We start from the raw sequence: 17,562 nt of genomic DNA on the forward strand, positions 1-17,562 counted from the left end.
AGGTGACCAAACTGATCACATTCCAATACAAAGTATTTCTAACAGTCGTTGAGTGCGGCAGTTTTACAAAAGCCGGGGAGAAGCTAGGACTAACGCAGTCTGGAGTCAGTCATAATATTGCGAAGCTTGAGTCGGAATTAGGGGTTGTGCTGCTTCGGCGGAATCGAAACGGGCTGTCGCTAACAGACGCAGGTGAGCGGGTGATGCCGCATATTCGGCAAATCATTCATCATGCGTCATTGCTTGAGCAGGAGGCGGCGTTGATTCAAGGGATGGAAGTGGGGATTATCAAGATCGGGACGTTCTCCAGTTTTTCTTCAAAAATGCTTCCACAGCTGATTCACCGCTTTACAAAAAGGTACCCCAATATCCAAGTAGAGTTATATGAAGGTGGTTATGAGGAGATTGAGGAATGGATTGCGTCTGGCACGGTTGATGTCGGTTTTTTAACGCAGCCATCAAGAGAATTTGAAACTGTTCCACTTTTCCAAGATGAATTGGTGGTGCTCATGCAAGAGGACCATCGCTTCAATACGAAGAAAGTGATAGAAGTTGACTCGTTACATGATGAATCATTCATTATGCCAAAAGCGGGCTGTGATCTGCTCATTAAGAAATTATTAAAAGAAAGAGGCGTGAAGCCTCAAGTTTTGCTTGAAATTGGAGACAACAATGCGCTCATTTCTATGGTTCAAGAAGGGCTCGGAGTGACCATCATTCCGACATTAATTTTGCTGCCGCAGATGTCTGATATGAAAGTGATTCCACTTGAGACAAGCGTCTATCGTGAGATCAACTTGGCGTTCAAATCATTCAAAACAGCATCCCCATCGGCCAAAAGATGGATCGAAGTGGTCAAAGATCATTTCAAGTAAAATCAGCTTGAACGAGATGCCTCCCATTCAAGCTGATGGTTTATAAGGTCAACACGCCGCGAATAGTGATAACCGCCGCGCCTGCCACTTTGATCACAGGCTTTGATTCATTCGGAATGACCGTGATACGAAGTATGCCAGGCCTGCCGATGGCATTCCCTTGGGTAATGTTCAGGTGAGTGGTTTCTTGCTGAGAAATGATTCCTTCCAAATAAAGATAGCCAGCTAATGCTCCGTTTGCTGCCCCCGTCACCGGATCTTCGGGTATCCCAATTCCAGGTGCAAAATCTCTCGTGTAAAGATCACATTCTTTTGTGGTATGAAATGTATAAAGGTGAGTCGTCGTGATATTCTGCTCTTTATTCATTTTCCCTAAAGCCGCTAAGTTCGGTGCTGCTTGATCGATGTCTTTCTGGGTCTTCATCGGAACGAGAAGATGCCAGTTTCCGGTATTTGCTAATTTGATAGGATAAGATGGATCAATGCGGTTACTGCTGATACCAAGCATGTCACTAAGCTCTTCTAAATCGATCATAAAATCTCGTGTTTTCGGCGCCACCTGCGTCATTTCCACATCGATGACTTTGTCATTTTCTTCGTGCCACACAACAGGAACATTGCCAATCTTCGTTTCTAACACGACTCCTGTTTTCTCTTTTGCTAGCCCAAGCTCCGTCGCCAAAAGCCAAGTCAATCCAACAGTCGCATGCCCACAGAAATTGACCTCATCTGTCGGTGTGAAGTATTTGACCCGATAATCTGCTTCTTTATCATGTGCAGGCAGCAAGAAGACAGATTCCGATAAATTCAACTCTTTGGCGATATTCTGCATCTCATCTTCCGTTAAAAGATCACCATCCAACACGACCCCAGCAGCATTTCCTCCAAATTTCTCAGTTGTAAATGCATCGACATGGTACACTCTAATGTCTCTCATATAATGAATCCTCCTATACACTCTTGTTACGTTTATCATAAGTTTGATCAATGCATTCGTAAAATGAATCTTTTTGATACTTTAAATCGGAGGTGTTCATGTAAGGGGATGAGTTTTCTCAGAATACAGGTTTGAGTAAAATATAATGAAAGAAAAAATAAAGCGAGGGATGCATGATAGCTATAGGTGGATACATCAATATTGGAATCGTTTTTTATGAGGCCATTCATTTACCAAATACTTTTCGCCAATTGTCTGATTATCTAGCTCAAAAAGAAATGTCTATTACCAAAGTAAAGTTTAGTCAGGACCCTGATGGCGAAATGTGGATTGAACACAGTATAAAAGAGAGTATCATTAAAGACGATGACTTTTCAGGGTATTATATGGAGTTTGAATTATCGGGATCGAAGCTAAATGATATGACGATCAACATACAAAAAGAAGCAGGTTACGTAGGGTTCGTTATCTCTTTAAAGTGGACAGATGTTGTTTCTCATAATGTCATTCGTCTTCAACAGGGGATCATACGCTGTCTTGTGGATCTTTATCATACGCTGACGTTTGAATATGCTTTCATTGGACATGAAATTGAAGTAGAGATTCATCCAGATGAGTTCGAAAAGTGCCTGCAAGAACAGCATGCTTTTCCAGTTGCTCTAATTGGCAAAGGAGGTCACATAGACATTTATTATGGTGATGTGGCGATTGATGGCCTTTCTTCTCAAGAAAGAAGGAGGGAATGTTTAAAGGTTGAAAGGTAAATCGTAAAAAAGCCTCCTGAATGTCTCAGGAGGCTTTTTCCATCCATCACCCATAATAATTATTCGCCTGAATAAAAAATTGGGACTGCATGTAGTTATAAGTGATTTTCGAGAAGTCGAAGGGCTGGCCGTTTGTGAGATGAAAGACGGTCTCGACGCGGAGAGCGGGATCATCTTGTTTAAGGCCGAGGTGCTTTGCTTCGGTTTCATTCAGTTTACCTACTTGTAAGTACATATCGGAAAAGCCGACCTTGAGTCCAAGGCCTTCACTGATAAATTTAAAAACAGAATCGGCAGCAATTTCTGTGTTGAGATAGGGAATGATGGTTTTTCGGTAATAGGATTCTTCTAGACATAAGGTTTGTCCATTGATGTAACGGATGCGTTTGAGGTAAAAAACATCCTCATCTTCTTCAATATTCAAATTAAGCGCAGCTTCTTCGGACGGTTTGATGGTGTCTAGCATTAAAACCTCTGAAGTCAGTTGAAATTCCTCTAAATCTTTTTTAAACCCTTGGTTGGATAAAAGGCTGATGTACCCTTTGCGCCTGTGTCTTCGAACAAAGATGCCGCTGCCCCTCACTTGATAGATAATTCCTTTTCTTTCGAGTAAGTCTAATGATTTGATAATGGTGCTTTTGCTCACAGCAAATTGGCTCATGAGGGTTTCGAGTACAGGAAGCTTGTCCCCTTGCTGCAGCTCATGGGTGACAATATATTTTTCAATATCGCTCGCAATTTGTTGATACTTTAACATAGCCATTCCTCTTTGTTTTCACGATTTATTGTCTTTGTATTATAGCACATACCGATTTTCCTTTGATATGCTAATCAAAATTATATATGTATTGATATATTGTACCGGTATAATTATAATATACATATACTAGTAGTGATAAAGGGGAGGTTATATGTCAAAAGTGAGGGATTATCAAAAGCTTGCAGAAGACATCTTAGAGACAGTTGGCGGAGAAGAAAATGTGGTGAGTGCCGCAAGATGCGCCACGCGTCTGCGTTTGGTACTGAAACGTTCGAATCCAAAGGCCAAGGAAGCAGTCAACGCCATGCCTGGTGTTATTACCGTGGTGGAAAACGGCGGTCAATTTCAGGTCGTCATCGGCCAGCATGTTGGTGAAGTATACGAGCATTTTTCCAACCTTGTTCAGCTCCAATCGTCGGATGATGACCAGCCTAATGAAAACAAGGGAACGGTACTGAACCGTGTCATTGCGACCATGTCCGCTGTGTTTGCGCCTTTTGTGTATATTTTGGCTGCAGCTGGTATTTTACAAGGTGCACTTATCCTCATTAATTTGTTATTTCCAAGCTTTTCGAAAACGGGAACATATGAAGTCTTTAGTTTCATTTCATGGGCACCGTTTACGTTTTTGCCAATCTTTATTGCCATCACAGCAGCTAAGCATTTTAAAACGAATATGTATATCGCAGTAGCGTGTACAGCAGCGCTTGTCAGTCCAGCTTGGACAGAAATTGCTGGGCGTGTGGCTTCAGGTGAAGGCGTTACCTTTTTAGGCATTGCGTTATCTGAAACTGTTTATACGTCATCTGTTTTGCCTCCGCTGTTCTTGGTATGGATTCTTTCATATGTAGAGAGATTTTTAAATAAACGGATTCACGAGGTAGTAAAACCGTTATTTGTCCCGTTTATCTGTATGGTCGTCATGGTTCCGTTAACCATTCTATTAATTGGTCCTCTTTCAACAGCAGGTGCAAATGGGATTGCAAACGGATACAATATCTTAGCAGAAAATGTACCGGCTTTAGCAGGCGCCATTATCGGTGGATTCTGGCAAGTACTTGTCATATTCGGCGTTCACTGGGGCATTACGCCAATGGTGCTCGCCAACTTTGAACAATATGGACGTGACTCCTTCCAGGCATATCAAACCATTGCTGTTATCGCTCAGGTCGGCGCAGTGTTAGGAGTTATTTTAAAAGCAAGAAACCGCGAAACTCGGAAAGTCGGAGTCTCAGCCGGAATCACGGGACTCTTCGGAATTACGGAGCCTGCGATTTACGGTGTTACCTTACGTTTTAAAAAGCCGTTTATTTTCGGATGTATTTCTGGAGCAGCCGGTGCCATCGTTGCCAGCTTCTTCACGCCTTATTACTTTGCGTATGCAGGTTTGCCTGGTCCGCTGACAATTGTGAACGGAATTAGTGCAGATTATCCAACATCGATCATCGGTATCTTAATTGGTGTCGCAATTGCGCTGATCTTACCAGTTGTGCTCATTCAAATGTTTGGTTATGGGGAAGATACAGTGGAGCAGACAGCCGGAACAACAACTGTCAAAGATCAAGATAAAGAAAAAAAGAATGCTTCGATGAACAATGAAGAAACAATCACTGCACCACTTGCAGGAAAAGTGCTCACATTATCTGAAGTACCGGATGCCGTATTTAGCTCCGGGGCGATGGGCAAAGGCTTTGCCATTGAACCGACAGACAATAAGCTGTATGCACCGTTTGACGGCAGTGTTGTCATGCTTGCACCAACAAAGCATGCCATTGGACTTCGTTCAGAATTTGGTGTGGAGTTACTTGTTCACGTAGGAATTGATACGGTTTCTCTAGATGGCTCAGCATTTACACTCAAGATTCAAGAAGGCGACAAGGTGAAAAAGGGTGACTTGTTGATGACATTTGATCAAGAAGCCATCGAAAGCAAAGGATTAAAAACAGTCACACCGGTTATCATCACCAATACACAAGCGTACGAAGATGTGATCGTAGAAGAACTATCGACATGTCAGCCAACGGACGTCATGATAACAATTGTTAAATAGGAGGAATATATAATGACATTACCAAAAGATTTTCTATGGGGCGGAGCATTAGCTGCACATCAATTCGAAGGTGGATGGAATGAAGGAGGAAAAGGCCCAAGTGTTGTGGATGTAATGACAGCTGGTGCTCACGGAGTACCGAGACAAATTACTGAGACGATAGAAGACAACAAATTTTATCCGAACCATGAAGCGATCGATTTCTACCATCGTTACAAGGAAGATATCGCGATGTTTGCCGAAATGGGTTTGAAATGCCTGCGTACATCCATCGGCTGGAGCCGAATTTTCCCAAAGGGAGATGAAGCTGAACCGAATGAAGCTGGTTTACAATTCTATGATGATGTATTTGATGAACTGCTCAAGCATGGCATCGAGCCTGTGATTACACTGTCTCACTTTGAGATGCCGCTTCATTTGGCAAGAGAATACGGCGGGTTCCGAAGCCGAAAAGTCGCTGAGTATTTCGCGAAATTCGCAGAAGTGTGCTTCAATCGATACAAGGACAAAGTCACATACTGGATGACATTTAATGAAATCAATAACAAAATGGATGTCAACAACCCACTGTTCCTTTGGACAAATTCAGGGGTATCAGTCAAAGAAGGCGAAAATGCCAAAGAAATCATGTATCAAGCAGGACATCATGAATTACTTGCAAGTGCGTGGGCAGTAGCAAAAGGCAAAGAAATCAATCCTGCTTTTCAAATTGGAGCAATGGTTTCTCACGTACCAATCTATCCATATTCCTCAAATCCAGAGGATGTCATGCTTGCTGAAGAATATATGAGACAACGCTATTTCTTCCCAGATGTACAAGTTCGGGGCTACTATCCGAGCTATGCACTTAAAGAATTCGAACGCGAAGGCTATCATATTCCGTTTGAAGAAGGCGATGAAGAAAGCTTAAGAAAAGGGAAAGTAGATTATCTTGGCTTTAGCTACTACATGTCGACAACGGTTAAAAGTGATGCAGTGTCTGATAACAACGGAGATATTGTCAACGGAGCCCTGCCGCATGGTGTAGACAATCCTTATATCAAATCAAGCGACTGGGGCTGGTCCATTGACCCGACAGGCCTAAGATATACTTTGAATCGTTTTTATGATCGCTATCAAATCCCGCTATTCATTGTAGAAAATGGATTTGGTGCCATAGATCAAGTGGAAGATGACGGTTCTATTCACGATCCAGAACGTATTCAATATCTCGCTTCTCATATCGAAGCACTGAAAAAAGCCATTGAATACGACGGTGTTGACCTTATTGGCTACACACCTTGGGGCATCATTGATATCGTGTCATTCACAACAGGTGAAATGAAAAAACGCTACGGCATGATCTACGTTGACCGCGACAACGAAGGCAACGGCTCGATGAAGAGACTCAAAAAAGATTCTTTTACTTGGTACCAAAACGTCATTGCCACGAATGGTGAAGAAGTGTAATAAAGGAAAAGAGAAGCCCGGATGAGCGAAGTATGTGCTTGTTCGGGTTTTTACGTTCTTTCGGGAAAATTGGTTTGTATATCCTTTTGTTCACTAGATATAAGTCTTATAATTTAGTAAGAAAGAAGAAGATTGGAATGGGAGAGATCGTAAATGACGAAATGGTGGATGGTGCGTGCAGGCGACCAGAATGATTTAATTCCGATTTGGGAAGAGAAAGGATTAGCATCAATCGGGTGGCCTAAATTAGGTAATCCAAAACAATATCAAACAAAGCAAGAGATGAATGCTCGAGCTGATGTCATATACGCCGAGAACAAACCTTTTACGAGAAGAAGCTGGGTTAGTCAGGTATGGAGGTTTAGTAGAGAAATTCAAAAGGGAGATCGAATTATTACATACATAAAAGAAAGCCGTGAATATCGAGTTGGTACGGTGACTGCTCCACATTTTTTTGATGAAGCAGCAGGGGATAAAATGTATCCAAATCATATTCAAGTCAATTGGGAACCAATCGCAGTGAAACGAGATTCTCTCAGCCAATCAGCTAAGAACAGCCTCGGTTCTATATCAACTGTTTTTCGTGTAGATGATTGGGGGAAAGAAATTGAACACCTACTTAAAAACCCTACTTCTATACCAGCATTCGAAGATGAAACAGAAGAAGATGAAATTATTGAAGATTTAGTCAGCAAAGCAACTGTGATGATTGCAGATAAGGTGGATAAACTGGATCCGTGGCAGATGCAAGACTTAGTCGGGGGCTTACTGCAAGCTATGTCATACAATGTTCGTGTGAGTCCAAAAGGTCCTGACGGCGGTGTAGATATATTAGCTTATAAAGATGCATTTGGATTTGAAAAGCCTATTATTAAAGTACAAGTCAAGCATCGGAAAAATTCAGCCAGTGCGCCAGAAGTGCAGCAATTATTAGGAGCAAACCCCATGAATGCAAATAGTTTATTTGTTTCTACTGGTGGATTTACCTCTCATGCAAAAGCTGTTGCGAAGCATAATGAAGTTCATCTATTGGACTTAGAAGAACTCGTCAATCTTATTGTACATTGGTATGAGGATATGCCAACTGAGACAAGATCTTTATTACCTTTGAAAAAAGTGTATGTGCCTGAGTGAATTTTTATTGTCTAAATTTTATTAATGCCTGAATACAAAGAAAAAAGAGAGTAATGGCGACAAAATAGTTCATTGGATTGTGAAAGATCTTGATGTTCAAGGATATTTGAAGAAGAATCCAAAGGCCGAATATCACCATAATTGCAGGAATGATTCTTTTATACACATTGATTTTCCTTTCGGGAGTGGTTTGTTTTTAGTTAGCATTGTCTCATATCATTGCAGAGGTTGAAAAGAGATAAAGATATTAATAGGTTCTATTACATGATTTGGTATAATTGATCTATAAAAACGATAAATGGTAGATAAAGTATAGGAGTTGTTGAAATGAATCAAACACTGCAAATGGGAGCCAATACCGTACTAAGTTCTCCAAAGGGGCATGTATCCATCAGCTATGAAGTGTCATCTGCAATTGATATTTCTTTAACAGCGTTTCTTTTAACAGATTCGGATCAGGTTGAAGGAGATCATGGCATTATTTTTTACAATCAACCAGAGAGTGCTTCGGGTGCAGCGGCACTTCTACCAGCAGAGGTATCAGGTCAATTGAAAAGGCATCAATTGAATTTTGATATGAGCAAAGTGCCTGCTGGAATCACAAAGATGGCTATTACATTAACAGAAGATCAAGGAACGGGCTTTTCTCAAGTGAAGAATTTGCAAGCGGAAATTCGAACAGGTGACGAGGTGTTTTATCTAACACCAGTAAACTTTACAAATGAAAAGGGCATTGTCGTAGTAGAGCTATATATAAGAAATGGTGACACGAAAGCACGCTCAATTTGGCGTGGTTTCGATTCTGGACTGGAAGGTCTATGCAAGCTTTATGGTGTGGAGGTTGAACCTGATGAACAGGATATTTCTACACATCAAATGGCTCTTGAAAAACAACCAATTAAAGACCCTGCTCAAACGAAGACAACTGCTAAAGAGAAAGTCGCTGCACCTATCAGTTTAGAGAAAGTTCAGGGTAAAATTAGTCTAGACAAAGGTCATAAACCGATCATAATCGAGAAAACGCCTGAGATCACAGCTACAGTATCTTGGGAGTCCGGCACCGATTATGATATTTATGCATTGGTCTACACAAAGTCAGGAAAGCAAGTAGATGTGGCTATGTTTGGTGCGAAAGGAATTCCTGCTCTCAAAAGTTACGGCAGCGGAGCTGTTGAGCATATGGGAGATGTCGGTAGAGACCATGAATCAATGAAAACAGAAGTTATTAAACTACGGTTAAATGACGATATCCTTGCTGTCGTTCCGGTTGTTTATTCTGCCCAATCAAACGGAACAGGTTCCTTTTATAGATATAGAGTATCTATGAGTATAGATAATCACCAAGGAACGTCTGTGACGATTCATGCCAAACATGCCAATGACAATGATCGTATTTATTCTTGTGTGCCAGGTATACTTCAAAATACAAATGATGGTGTGATCATCCGCCCACTTGAGCTTTACAGCAAACCAAACTCTGAGCGCAGACCTAAATTAAAAATGAAGTCTTCTAATGAAATTGAGGTTTTGATGGATAAAGGACCTGTCAATGATTATAAATAATATGAATGGCTAGACAGAGCAAAGCGCATTGTCTAGCTTATTTTTTAGCCCGTTAAATAGTGAGTCTATTCCATTTTTTATGTCAATTAGCCTATTTTTCCGTTTTGGTGGACACGGTAAAATAGACTTTATGATCAATAATGGAGGGAGTGACTTCTTCTGGGCAAGATACTTGATGCAAAAGCACTAACAAATGCTATGGATGCAAGGGCAAAACACTACCAAGAACTCCGCGAACAAATGGTAGATTTAAAAAAGACACTTCAAGGCGTGGCAAACCTCGGTGATGAATTCACGGGAAAAGGCGCCGATAACATTAAAAGCTTCTACAAAGAACTGGCTGGAAATGTAGACATGTTTATCAGCTTCATTGATAAGCAGAAAGCCTTTCATGAAGGCGTTTCTGGGACACTTGATGATACGAATTTTGGCGACGATACCTTTGTAGAAGAACACTTTTTAGACAATGCAGTACATATGGGAATCAAAAACGCCAAAAGTATTGTAAAGGATCAAAAAAAGGCACTCAAAACGATTTTTCAAGACATCGACGACCTCATTTCTCTAGAAGTATTTGATAGCCAAACCTTTGATGAAAAGATTGCAGATGCGGAAGACGAGCGAAAAAAGACAGTGAAAGACCTAAGAGAGCTTGATCAAAATTTAAAAGATGAATATGCTTTGTCAGAAACGGAGCAGCAAGCTACAATGGCATTGTACGCAGAAATGATGAATGCGACAAATGATGGAAAAGCCATTTCGCCGATGAATTTTGACAAGAAAGCGTATCAAAATAGCGAAATCTACAAGGCAAAAAGCGATATTGAGAAGCAAACTGCTGAATATCTCAAAATTAAAAAAGAACAAGAAGAAGCTAGAGAAATCGCAAAGGAACAAGAAGCACTCGCCAACCGCCCTTGGTATGAAAAAGCACTTGATTATGGTGGAAATATCGTGAATGAACTGACTGGCGTGAACGATGCAAAACGCGCCGCAACGGGCGTTGACCCGATCACAGGCGAAGAACTTACCGCAGGACAGCGCGTCGCCGCAGGCGGCATGGCAGCAGCAGGTTATATCCCAATCGTCGGCTGGGCAGGCCGTATTTTCAAAGGCGGAAAGGCTGTCTATAAAACGACTCAAGCCACATCAGCAGCAGTACGAGCAGTCGACATCTACAAGACATCGCAAAAGTCCTTTGACGCCTTAAAAACATCTCAAAAAGGCTTATATGGTCTCACCGCAACAAACGGCTTCAGTGAAGCGATTACTGGGCGAGACATGTTTGGAAATAAGGTCTCGAAAGAACAGCAGGAAGCGAGTATGAACGCGGCGCTGGGAATGCTTTTGCCGTTTGGGACGAAAGGGTTTCATGGTAAAATAGGTTTTAAGAGTGCTGATAGAATTCAAACTGGTGGTAGGGAACTTTCAATAGATGCATATCTAAAACAACTTGATAAGGCAGAAGAAATGTATGAATCTTTTAGAAAGACAAAAGCTGATATTAAGCCTATAGCTAAAAATACTGGAATGCCCGAACACAGGATACAAAGAATAAAGGATCATTTATTTATAAAAGAACATATAAAAGAACATGGGGTCGGGCGTTTTGACTCAGATTATCAAATTGCACAAGCGTGGGATAGGTTGCAAAAAGGTACTTATAAAAAGAATGATATTGATTTATTAAATCATGAACTTTTTGAATCAAAGTTTGAAGGGATATTCAAGACTGATTACAGGACTGCACATGATAAAACAGTTGAATCTGGGCGTCCTTGGTACCCACCAAAGGAGGAATAAAATTGGCTGCGTATGTTTTATTATTGAAGGAATATGAAGATGAAAAAACTGTAGTTTACAAATTTGGGCCTAATGAAGAGACAATGGGGAAAATTGAGTTAAGTAAAATTACAAGGAAGTTTAGAGAGTTAGAAAGCTTACCAGATTTAAATCTCCCCAATGAATTTTATTTTGATCGAGCGGCTCAAAGATTGGCAGTATGCTTAGTAAGAGAAGGTGGCATATTTCCTGAAAGAACAGCTTTTGAATCTTAGAAGTTATAAAAAAACTTGATTGGTAGAATCCTTTCAAGTTTTTTATTTAGATAAGCAAAATTAGCTTGGTTACAGTGGTAAGTGCTGCTTTGACCAGAGTTTTGGTAAAATTCTTAATTGTATACATTAAGAAGAAAGGTAAATTTATGAATAATAACCAAAAACCAAAAATCGAAACCTTAAAAAGAAAAAGCAGAAGAAAACACTTAATGAACGAATTAAGCTATATGACACTGCCAGAAAATCCATTTTTAGATATAGAAGAAAATCAATTATATTGTCAGAAGGTATTTACTTTCCTTCAATCGAGAGAAGATAAAATTCAAATACACGGAAACCACTATCGAGAGCATATTGAGAAGTCTACACACATGTTAAAGGAAATGGTCAGCCAGGTGAAAGTAACTCCTACACAAGGTAGATTAATATTTTTTCGAGAGCATGAAATTGAAGCGGTTTTATTGAACTTGAATGAAGTTTTCAGCCATTTAAACCAGCTTCTTGAGCAAACGAAATTTTCAAGTGGATACGGGGATTTTATTTTAGTCGCAGAGGATTTTTGTTTTGGGTTATGCATAGAGCGAACGGAATATTTTTATGAGCTAAGTATTTGGGGGCTAGAATAATTAACTATGAATAGAGTTGACACATCTTTTAGGGAGTGGAATTAGCCACTCTTTTTTTCTATCGATGGAGTCATACGCTTGATCGATGATTTTCTCTCAAATTTAAGCAATTCACTATCATTACCTTTCACATTCATATAAAATAAGAGAGTGAAAAATTGAAGAAATGCTTGATACATGAAGGGCATGTAAGCTGTGAGCTGCATGACATGATGAGATGTATGAACGTGAAGGCTGCAAAGCTGTTCTTCCTCACATATGAGATCTTGTAAGCGTAACCATTATTTGTCACTTCATTGCGATGGTGTTGAGGGGTGTGTCAGGATGAGAAATCCGTATGTGAGAACGGCTTCTAGTCTTTATATCAATTATTTTTTATTAGGTATGGTCAATATTATTTTGGCTTCAAATATGCCATTTTTAATCAAACAGTTAGATACCAATAGTGCGGGAATTAGTTATATGATTTCGGCGCTCGGCATTGGCAGGGTGCTCACGTATGGTCTATCGGGCGTGCTGTCAGATCGTTTTGGGCGAAAGCCGGTCATTTTGGTTTCGGGTGTGCTGATGGCGGCGTTTCTCATCGGAATCCCATTGTCTCCGAATTATCAAATTGCGTTTGCGTTTGCGATTTTGGCAGGGGTGGCGAATTCGGCGATGGATGCAGGAACGTATCCAGCGTTAATGGAGGCTTTTCCTCAAAACTCGGGATCTGCGAATGTGATGGTGAAGGCCTTTATCTCGATTGGGGCAACCATCCTACCACTGGCGATTTTCTTTTTAGCAGAGCATAATTTGTTTTATGGGATGGCATTTTTTGTTCCTGCTCTGATCTATCTTGTGAATGTCTTGATGCTGTGGAGCTTGCCATTTCCGAATCATCGCAAGGTGGAGCAAGTCCAGGTAACGGAGCATGACGGACTTCCGCGCTTCTCGATAGAGCCTACGTTTTGGAGAGAAGGGATTGCACTCATTGTGATCAGCTTTACATCAAATGGGCTGTATGCATTGCCGCAAATTTGGCTGCCTACTTACGGTGAGACCATATTGGGGATGGCTTCAGGGAGTGCTGTGAAGCTGCTTAGTTACTATAGCATGGGCGGGCTGCTGTCTGTCTTATTGCTCGCATTTCTTTTGCGACGTTTTGTCCGTCCAGTCACTGTGCTGCTGATCTATCCAATCATTACACTTGTCTCCATCTGTGTACTATTGGTCGTGAAATCCCCAGTCATCGGAACTGTCAATGCCTTTGTATTGGGATTCTCAACAGCCGGTGTTTTTCAGCTGACGTTAACGGTGATGGCTGAATTCTTCTGGAAGAACAAAGGAACGATGACAGGGATTATCTCAACAGCCGGCGGGGTGTCGGCTATTGTCATTCCGGTCGTAACAGGTTTAATTGAAAGTCACTCGACCATTTTACAAATCTTTCTGTTCGATGCGGTGGTGGCAGTTGTCGCTATTATCGGTGCACTGTATATTCTGTATCGATACCGCCAAATCATGGTCCATGAATAAAAAAGACGACCTCCGCTTAGGAAGTCGTCTTTCTTTTGTTTAGAAACGGTCATTTTCAAAAAGAATTTGTTTTACTTGATCAACTGGCATATCTTCACCAGTAAAGAGTTTGTAAGCAAGTGCACCTTGCCATAGCATCATGCCAAGACCGTTAATGGTTTTGGCACCAGCTTCCTGTGCTTGCGCAAGGAGCTTTGTTTTTTGCGGGTTATATACGACGTCTGTCACGATTAAATCTTCACGCAGGACATCAAGCGTATCATCGATGATGCTGAGCTGATCTAGTGGTTTCATGCCAAGGCTTGTCCCATTTGCTAAGATTGCACTTTCAGCTACTTCACGGCGGAAAGCGTCTTTGTCTTCAAGTGGGAAAATGTTCGCTTTGACACCAAATGATGTCATTTCGTTGTTGATGTAATTTACATTTTCTTCTGCTTGAACAAAGTATTGATCATTACGAGCAAAAATACTAATTTCACGAATACCTGATTGTGCAAGCTGAATGGCAATCGGTGTTGCAGCTCCGCCAGATCCGACTAGTGTGACCTTTTGTCCAGCTAATTCAACGCCATGTTCAATCAAGTTTCTCACGTAACCAAGACCATCTGTGTTGTAGCCAATCAGTTTGCCATCTTTGTTTACGACGGTGTTACTTGCACGTGTGTATTTTGCAGAATCATCTAGTTCATCTAAGTAGTCTAGCACTTTCATTTTGTTCGGCATAGAAACGTTAAACCCAGCTGCACCCATTGCTTTCATACCGTTGACAGCTGCTTCTAGTTCCTCATTCCCTACTTCAAATGCGAGGTAAGCGTAGTTGATTCCTGTTAGTGTATAGCCAAGGTTATGCATACGTGGTGACAGGCTGTGTCCGATTGGTGTAGCAAGAAGGCCTACTAATTTTGTTTTTCCATCAATATTACGTTCATGTATGTTTGTCATGATTGACATCTCCTTTAATTATCTAAACAATTTTTTCATGCGTCCAAGAACAAAGACCGCTAACAATACGCTAATAACCGCAATGATCATATCGAAAAATAACGTCATTTTAATATCGTACGTGCTGACCAAACCGCTTGTAATGAGCGGCACAAGAATAAACGCTGAGCTTGCCGCAATGTTGACGTATGATGAAGCCGTTGCTTTGTTTGTAGGGAATAATTTCATCATAATACTCATCGCCAGCTGGAAGATCCCTGCTGTAAATAATCCTAAGAAAAAGGTGCTGACAATGACAATGCTATACGTTTCAATTTGAAATAGTGAAAGCATGGCAAGAAATGCTCCAACTGGATAAATGATTGCGACCATAATCGGCGAAATGAATTTATCTAATACAATTGAGAGCAGTAGAACTGACACAAGGGCACCAATACTAAAATAAGAAAGAAGCTGTGTCGCTTGTCCTGTGCCAAGCCCAATCAATTTTAACCCGAGTTGTGGAAGCCACGTTTGCCATACGACAAACAATGCAGTAGACGTGAATCCCATGAGCACGACGGCTAAGCCTTCACCCAACATTTTAGGTTCTTCCTTCATTTGTTCCTGCACTGGAAGGTCATCTTGTGAAGAGACTTGCTTATGGTTCGGGAACGGCATAAAGATCAAGTAAATCCCTACAAGTAAATAAAGAAGTCCTAGTCCAAAGAACGCCCAGCCCCAGAAGATGTCATGTGCAATAAGGAACGCCAAGATAAATGGAAGAACAGTCGCTCCAATTGAAACGGACGCCTTCACTAAAACAGAAGCTGAACTTGCCTTTTTAGGAAACGATTCTGTCAAAGCAGGATATGTTCCCGAATCAAGTAATGAGTTTGCAATCCCGGCTGAAATTGCAAAGATAAATGCCAATGTATAATTCGTTGTCGTTGGAATACCGATTAAGAATAATAAGTAAAGAAAGTTCCCTGTAATAATGACAGGCTTACGTCCCCAGCGGTCTGCTAACCGGCCAGAGAAAAAGAGAGCAATCAGTTTACCAATTCCGATCGCCGATACAAGCAAGCTGATTTTCGTAATATCCACATGGTAGCGTTCAGATAAGCTATTCATATTGGACGCTACAATGATATTGATCATGCCGAGCATGAAGTAATTTAAATACATGCCGAGTGATGATTTAATATAAGGATTTTTCATGTTCCCACTCCTATATTTGCAACCCTTTTAGGGTTAAATTCTTTGTATGTCGGTTGTTCTTTCTATGAATGTACATAAAGCCCATCACAACACCCCTTATGTGATTGATGTAAAATAATGAATATTCATCTGTTCTTCAATTAAGTGCATCGTTCTACTAAAATATAAAAATAAAAACAGCCTTGATAAGAAAGTGAATCTTCATAATTTGATCAGAATCAGAAAAGTCCACTTTTAACTGATGTTGAATAAAAACAACGATACACAGAAGTAGGTATAACGATATACTAAAAGAAGCAACGAGATAAATATACTCCTGTGTTTAAAATGTGTCAAGTTTATGACTTTGTGATTTAAAAAAAGAAAAATGAAACAAAGAAATGATTGACTTGCTCAATAAAAAAAGAGAATTGCTGTACACAATTCTCCTTTTCACGATGAGGTAGAGGTTTCTCTGATATGAAGTTGAGGCTTTAAGATCAATCGCTGCAGCTCTTCATCCTGCTCGTTCATTTTATGATATAAAAGGTTCGCTGCTTTTACCCCGATGGACCGTGGGAATGAAGAGACAGTGGTGAGCGGCGGGTGATACATTTCCGCTTCAGGGATGTTATCGAATCCAACTACATCGATATCTTCACCAGGCTTGATGTCACGTGATGTCAGTCCTTGAATGACCCCAAACGCAACTAAGTCACTAAAACAAAAAATAGCAGTAGGAGGATCGGGCTGATCGATGACTTGGGCGAGTGCTTCTTTCCCGCCTTCACGAGTCGGTTCCATATCAATAATAAGAGATTCATCAATTGTTAGGTTTGCCTCGTCGTGGGCTCTTTTGAACCCTTTCATTCGGTCGATCCAAGTCGAGGAGGTCTTGATGCCGCCTAAAAAGGCAATGCGCCGATGTCCCTTTTGAAGAAGATGATGGACCGCCATCCAAGCGCCTTGTTCATAATCAGCACCGACATAGTCACAATGCACATCTGCTAATTCACGATTTGCCAGTACTTTTGGGGTGCGAATTTGATTTAATTGTTTGACCGTCCGAGCAGAGCTTTTCGAAGCTGGGTTTAAAATGATCCCGCCAACTCGGTGCTCTACCATGGTGGAAATGAGCCGTTCCTGCTTATCGACACTGTCAAAGGTTGTCCCAAGTAAAACGGTATAGCCCAGTGATTCAAGTGTGGTTTGCACGCCGATTAAAAACTCAGAAATAAACGTGTTTGAAATATCCGTGACAATCACACCTACAATATTTGAACTTTTTGACCGCATGTTAGCAGCGACGCGGTCATACACGTATCCTAATTCCTCCATAGATTGCAGGACCTTTTTTCGAGTGGCTTCAGAGATTCTTGGGTTGTTTCGAACAACGAGTGAGGCCGTTGAAGTCGATACACCGGCATGACGGGCGACTTCCTGTAATGTGACACGCTGTTTGTTCATTTTTTTCATTTATCTTCACCAACTTCAATGGATTGCCTAACTTGGTTCATGGTCAGGATGGATTTCTCCATCAAACGAGCCGAACATCTTTTGATTTATTATACCTTAATGAGGGGTGTTGATGAAGTGATGTCAGGTAGAGTGACAGAAATCATAAAAGATTTCCATTGACAGCTTTCTTCTTGAGGCGTAAAATATGAAATTATTCAGAAATAGCAACATTTTAAGTAAATAACTAAGG

16 protein-coding genes are annotated in these 17,562 nt (G+C 40.9%); 10 read left to right on the plus strand and 6 right to left on the minus strand.

Annotation, left to right across the window (positions count from 1 at the left end):
• The first annotated feature begins 2 nt into the window (after positions 1-2).
• Positions 3-875: a LysR family transcriptional regulator gene (locus C6348_RS09955; protein ID WP_223251552.1), complete on the plus strand. Its 873-nt coding sequence runs from the start codon at positions 3-5 to the stop codon at positions 873-875.
• Between the two features lie 40 nt (positions 876-915).
• On the opposite strand, the gene C6348_RS09960 is transcribed toward C6348_RS09955, so the two are convergent.
• Complete coding sequence (locus C6348_RS09960) at positions 916-1,812, minus strand: PhzF family phenazine biosynthesis protein (protein WP_106042846.1); 897 nt, start codon at positions 1,810-1,812, stop codon at positions 916-918.
• A 173-nt stretch (positions 1,813-1,985) separates the two neighbouring features.
• Between C6348_RS09960 and C6348_RS09965 the strand changes: the two genes are divergently transcribed.
• Positions 1,986-2,576 carry an Imm64 family immunity protein gene (locus tag C6348_RS09965; RefSeq protein ID WP_106042848.1) on the plus strand — a complete coding sequence of 197 codons (591 nt, stop codon included), beginning with the start codon at positions 1,986-1,988 and terminating at the stop codon, positions 2,574-2,576.
• Positions 2,577-2,622: 46 nt separating this feature from the next.
• On the opposite strand, the gene C6348_RS09970 is transcribed toward C6348_RS09965, so the two are convergent.
• Positions 2,623-3,333, minus strand: a complete 711-nt coding sequence (locus C6348_RS09970; RefSeq protein WP_106038565.1) for a GntR family transcriptional regulator — start codon at positions 3,331-3,333, stop codon at positions 2,623-2,625.
• Positions 3,334-3,487: 154 nt separating this feature from the next.
• On the opposite strand from C6348_RS09970, the gene C6348_RS09975 reads away from it, so the two are divergent.
• The 3 genes from C6348_RS09975 (at position 3,488) to C6348_RS09985 (ending at position 7,969) form a co-directional block, all read left to right on the plus strand.
• Positions 3,488-5,386, plus strand: a complete 1,899-nt coding sequence (locus tag C6348_RS09975; RefSeq protein ID WP_106042850.1) for a beta-glucoside-specific PTS transporter subunit IIABC — start codon at positions 3,488-3,490, stop codon at positions 5,384-5,386.
• 9 nt (positions 5,387-5,395) lie between these two features.
• Complete coding sequence (gene bglA, locus C6348_RS09980) at positions 5,396-6,835, plus strand: 6-phospho-beta-glucosidase BglA (protein ID WP_106042852.1); 1,440 nt, start codon at positions 5,396-5,398, stop codon at positions 6,833-6,835.
• Positions 6,836-6,988: 153 nt separating this feature from the next.
• On the plus strand, positions 6,989-7,969 hold the full coding sequence (locus C6348_RS09985; RefSeq protein WP_066031490.1) for a restriction endonuclease: 981 nt from the start codon (positions 6,989-6,991) through the stop codon (positions 7,967-7,969).
• 4 nt (positions 7,970-7,973) lie between these two features.
• Here C6348_RS09985 and C6348_RS19045 read toward each other — a convergent pair whose 3' ends face one another.
• Positions 7,974-8,135, minus strand: coding sequence for a hypothetical protein (locus tag C6348_RS19045; RefSeq protein ID WP_223251416.1), 162 nt, complete (start codon positions 8,133-8,135; stop codon positions 7,974-7,976).
• 161 nt (positions 8,136-8,296) lie between these two features.
• On the opposite strand from C6348_RS19045, the gene C6348_RS09990 reads away from it, so the two are divergent.
• The 5 genes from C6348_RS09990 to C6348_RS10010 all read left to right on the plus strand — a co-directional run bounded on the left by C6348_RS09990 (position 8,297) and on the right by C6348_RS10010 (position 13,733).
• Entirely contained in the window at positions 8,297-9,532 is a 1,236-nt protein-coding gene (locus C6348_RS09990; protein ID WP_106042854.1) for a TerD family protein, read from the plus strand.
• 198 nt (positions 9,533-9,730) lie between these two features.
• Positions 9,731-11,335, plus strand: a complete 1,605-nt coding sequence (locus tag C6348_RS09995) for a ribonuclease YeeF family protein (RefSeq protein WP_411266106.1) — start codon at positions 9,731-9,733, stop codon at positions 11,333-11,335.
• Positions 11,336-11,337: 2 nt separating this feature from the next.
• On the plus strand, positions 11,338-11,589 hold the full coding sequence (locus C6348_RS10000; RefSeq protein ID WP_106038349.1) for a hypothetical protein: 252 nt from the start codon (positions 11,338-11,340) through the stop codon (positions 11,587-11,589).
• Between the two features lie 146 nt (positions 11,590-11,735).
• Positions 11,736-12,215, plus strand: coding sequence for a YxiF family protein (locus C6348_RS10005; RefSeq protein WP_106042858.1), 480 nt, complete (start codon positions 11,736-11,738; stop codon positions 12,213-12,215).
• A 324-nt stretch (positions 12,216-12,539) separates the two neighbouring features.
• Positions 12,540-13,733: an MFS transporter gene (locus C6348_RS10010; protein ID WP_106030719.1), complete on the plus strand. Its 1,194-nt coding sequence runs from the start codon at positions 12,540-12,542 to the stop codon at positions 13,731-13,733.
• A 39-nt stretch (positions 13,734-13,772) separates the two neighbouring features.
• On the opposite strand, the gene C6348_RS10015 is transcribed toward C6348_RS10010, so the two are convergent.
• The 3 genes from C6348_RS10015 to C6348_RS10025 all read right to left on the minus strand — a co-directional run bounded on the left by C6348_RS10015 (position 13,773) and on the right by C6348_RS10025 (position 17,330).
• Positions 13,773-14,675: a shikimate dehydrogenase gene (locus C6348_RS10015; protein ID WP_034660559.1), complete on the minus strand. Its 903-nt coding sequence runs from the start codon at positions 14,673-14,675 to the stop codon at positions 13,773-13,775.
• A gap of 18 nt (positions 14,676-14,693) precedes the next feature.
• Positions 14,694-15,875: an MFS transporter gene (locus C6348_RS10020; protein WP_106042860.1), complete on the minus strand. Its 1,182-nt coding sequence runs from the start codon at positions 15,873-15,875 to the stop codon at positions 14,694-14,696.
• 432 nt (positions 15,876-16,307) lie between these two features.
• Complete coding sequence (locus tag C6348_RS10025) at positions 16,308-17,330, minus strand: LacI family DNA-binding transcriptional regulator (protein WP_106042862.1); 1,023 nt, start codon at positions 17,328-17,330, stop codon at positions 16,308-16,310.
• Positions 17,331-17,562 lie beyond the last annotated feature (232 nt).

This window comes from Bacillus sp. YBWC18 (genome assembly GCF_002998775.1).
Classification (GTDB): Bacteria; Bacillota; Bacilli; order Bacillales; family Bacillaceae; genus Bacillus.

Coding starts and splice junctions, on each gene's coding strand:
- C6348_RS09960 (WP_106042846.1), bottom strand. CDS start 1,812: ATGAGAGACATTAGAGTGTACCATGTCGATGCATTTACAACTGAGAAA.
- C6348_RS09965 (WP_106042848.1), top strand. CDS start 1,986: ATGATAGCTATAGGTGGATACATCAATATTGGAATCGTTTTTTATGAG.
- C6348_RS09970 (WP_106038565.1), bottom strand. CDS start 3,333: ATGTTAAAGTATCAACAAATTGCGAGCGATATTGAAAAATATATTGTC.
- C6348_RS09975 (WP_106042850.1), top strand. CDS start 3,488: ATGTCAAAAGTGAGGGATTATCAAAAGCTTGCAGAAGACATCTTAGAG.
- C6348_RS09985 (WP_066031490.1), top strand. CDS start 6,989: ATGACGAAATGGTGGATGGTGCGTGCAGGCGACCAGAATGATTTAATT.
- C6348_RS09990 (WP_106042854.1), top strand. CDS start 8,297: ATGAATCAAACACTGCAAATGGGAGCCAATACCGTACTAAGTTCTCCA.
- C6348_RS09995 (WP_411266106.1), top strand. CDS start 9,731: ATGGATGCAAGGGCAAAACACTACCAAGAACTCCGCGAACAAATGGTA.
- C6348_RS10005 (WP_106042858.1), top strand. CDS start 11,736: ATGAATAATAACCAAAAACCAAAAATCGAAACCTTAAAAAGAAAAAGC.
- C6348_RS10010 (WP_106030719.1), top strand. CDS start 12,540: ATGAGAAATCCGTATGTGAGAACGGCTTCTAGTCTTTATATCAATTAT.
- C6348_RS10015 (WP_034660559.1), bottom strand. CDS start 14,675: ATGACAAACATACATGAACGTAATATTGATGGAAAAACAAAATTAGTA.
- C6348_RS10020 (WP_106042860.1), bottom strand. CDS start 15,875: ATGAAAAATCCTTATATTAAATCATCACTCGGCATGTATTTAAATTAC.
- C6348_RS10025 (WP_106042862.1), bottom strand. CDS start 17,330: ATGAAAAAAATGAACAAACAGCGTGTCACATTACAGGAAGTCGCCCGT.